This window comes from Phormidium sp. CCY1219 (assembly GCF_055795085.1).
In genome coordinates, this window is sequence record NZ_JAYFEQ010000611.1 from 1 (window position 1) to 2,797 (window position 2,797).

General features: G+C 50.9%; 3 protein-coding genes. 2 read left to right on the forward strand and 1 reads right to left on the reverse strand.

What is annotated here, in order from left to right:
- The first annotated feature begins 161 nt into the window (after positions 1-161).
- Positions 162-1,448 carry a retropepsin-like aspartic protease gene (locus AC0QH1_RS17175; RefSeq protein ID WP_324632458.1) on the forward strand — a complete coding sequence of 429 codons (1,287 nt, stop codon included), beginning with the start codon at positions 162-164 and terminating at the stop codon, positions 1,446-1,448.
- A 480-nt stretch (positions 1,449-1,928) separates the two neighbouring features.
- Positions 1,929-2,132 (forward strand): hypothetical protein, encoded by a 204-nt coding sequence (locus tag AC0QH1_RS17180; RefSeq protein WP_324632460.1) that lies wholly within the window; start codon positions 1,929-1,931, stop codon positions 2,130-2,132.
- 353 nt (positions 2,133-2,485) lie between these two features.
- On the opposite strand, the gene AC0QH1_RS17185 is transcribed toward AC0QH1_RS17180, so the two are convergent.
- Positions 2,486-2,725: a hypothetical protein gene (locus AC0QH1_RS17185; protein WP_324632459.1), complete on the reverse strand. Its 240-nt coding sequence runs from the start codon at positions 2,723-2,725 to the stop codon at positions 2,486-2,488.
- Positions 2,726-2,797: the final 72 nt, after the last annotated feature.

Here is a 2,797-nt window from a genome sequence, read left to right on the forward strand (position 1 = left end):
CTGGTCTTCTGGTCAGGTGAGCTTGGGAAAATAAAGTCTTACCAAGCCCCTCCCTTTAGGGATGGGGTTCCTGACCTTCCCAGTCAAACCGCTCAAAAGTATTCTAACATTGCACTACATCCATCCAACCATCGCGTGAAAGCCGCGTTAAAATTCGACCTATGAAACGCTTTTGGAAAATCGCCCTTTCCCTCACCGCCGCATCTGTGTGTGGCGCAATTCCCTTCACCCACCCCCTGCTAGCTTCTCACAATTGGCGACAAAATCCAGAGGGGATCGCCGTCGGGACGGAAACACCCCGGCTCGTTTATAACTTAAGTGAAGCCAAAAACAGCGAAAATTCCCCCAGCTCATCCAGGGCGATCGGGCAAAATGTCCCCTCAGCCCCCGATTCCTTGGGAGAAGAAATGCTGAAAAAAATCGTGCAGTGTGTGGCTGTCACCCTTGAAACCCCCCCACAACAGGCATCACAAGAGGCACTGCAAGCCGCTTCCGTGCAATGTCTCTTCCAAGTGGTTTTGCTCGCCCCCGATGGCAGCATTCGACCCGATGCTAACGAGCGGATGCTCGCATTAGTGAAGCTCACTGGTGTGAGCTTGCCCCAACCGGTTCGCGAAGGGCAAGCCACGGTGCAACTGCAACCCGTCGAAAACCAACTCTTATTGAGCGTTCCGGTGACCATCGCCGGACAGTCGGAATCCTTCCTGTTCGATACCGGCGCTTCTAACTCGATGATCGATCGCGAAATCGTCCAAGAGTTAGGACTAGAGGGAACCGCGATCCCCAATGAGTTGCTCGCTTACATGGTAGTGGGGGAAGACTGTTCTGAGGTGAATGCTACCCTGCATACCTTACCCACAATCGCGATCGAATCCGCCACGGTGGAAGGCATCACCGGCATGGGATTGCCCAAAACTGCCATTCCCGGCGATATGTCTGGGGTAATCGGCCTAGATTTTATCAGCGGGTTCGATGCGATCGTCAATCCGCAAACCTTACAACTCCAACTGCTACCCCCCTCCAAACCCCCCCGCGATGCCATTCCCCTGCAAGGCAGACTCGGAGTAATGACGACCCACGTTCGCATCAACGATCGCGGTCCGTTTACATTTTTGCTCGATACCGGCGCTGAGTTAATGGTCATCACCCAAAATTTAGCCACGCAACTCGGACTCGATGGCGAAAACCGGGCAGAAGCAGTGGAAGTGCGCGGATTTTGCGGCACCGAATTGGCCACCAAAACGCGCTTAGATCGCGTCAGCTTGCAGCAGCATCAACAGCAAAATTTGGAGGCGGTGATTTTGTCACCGGGGGTATTAGAGATGCTGGGGGTCGATGGAATTGTGGGTCAGAATTTCTTGCGTCAATATCGCCAACATTGGCGCTTTGGCGATCGCAACCAACTTGGCTTTCCCGACTCCGGCAGTTTGCAGCTATCTCCCGGGTAAAATTGTCGGTGGAAGGGCGATCGCTCAGTTGAAATCCTGTCAAATATTGTTTGCCTCTTCCTCCTTCTCCTCCATCTTTGGCGTTGCTTTGCAAAACCCTGGTGAATGCTGTTTGTCACAGAAAAACTCTCTCGGCGAACGAACCAGTCGGGGGCGCAAATTTCAGGTAGGCTTGCAAAGCGCTGAACCTTTAGCGACGCGATCGCCCCCCTCGAGGCAACCCTCGGCGCTTCGCAATTGTGTCCGGGGCTTGGCCGACCACCCATCAGACCAAACCGTTTCCAGGGCAGGATTAGAGGCGATCGACTCTGCGCCTTTTTTTCGGCTGCGATCGAAGTCACAAAAGCAGAACATCGAGATCACGTGACTTGAGGATTAATATCACAGATGAATAGCAATTTTCATCACATCCTGTTAGAACAACATCGCTAATATAAGGAATATCGTCCTTCTATGCCTATTCATCATTTTCAAAAGCAGATGGAACTTACCGCATCCATGCCCCAAGTCCCCCTTGAAGAACTTTACGGTCAAGTGATGTTCTCTAATGTCGTGACAATGGCCGACCGACAGCAAATTCGAGCGGCTTTGTTAAAAGAGTGTCTCAGCGAAGACGAGCAAGCGATTATCGATCGCCTGCTGTACAACGTCCGCCGAGGATGGCTCCAGCTCATCGAGGATTAACTTACACCATAGAACCCCAAGCTGATTCCAAACTAAATTTAAAACCCGGTTATTTTTTTAAATGATTCAAATCGTTGGTTGTAGGCGCTGTTTTCACCCCTGAAAACCGCAGATGTTGACCGTCTGCACGCGGAATGGGGGTTGAGGGACAACGGCAGTTTTTTCACGGCCAAACGCGGAAATTCCTACATCTCATTTTTTAAGACTCACTTAAATTCAATCACTTAAGTAATACTCACTTAAATAAATTTTTGGCAGTCCCACGCGATGTGGGTCGTGGCGAGGCAGGTGAAGCGATCGCCGCCCCAGGGACACCCCCTTTAACCAGGAGATGGGGGCGGATCCCGAGGGGATTAAAGCAAATGGTTCACCAGGGTGGGATCGCTAAAATAATGGCGAATTTTTTCAGCGGCTTTTCCACTAAAGCGAAACTCTTTTAACTCTAAATTGCCCGTATCGCCTTTAAAGGTACCTTCCACAGCTCCCATGACCACGACCACATAGCTGTCCTCATTGCCTACGTCTGCATTCAATTCCACCGCAGCAATGTAGTTCGTATTCAGAATAATATCTCCAATTTTGAGAAAATTCATCGAAAATTAGGGGTTGGTAAGGGGGGCGAATGGAAACCCCTGTCATTTATGTATGGGGAGGAATTCGCCCCC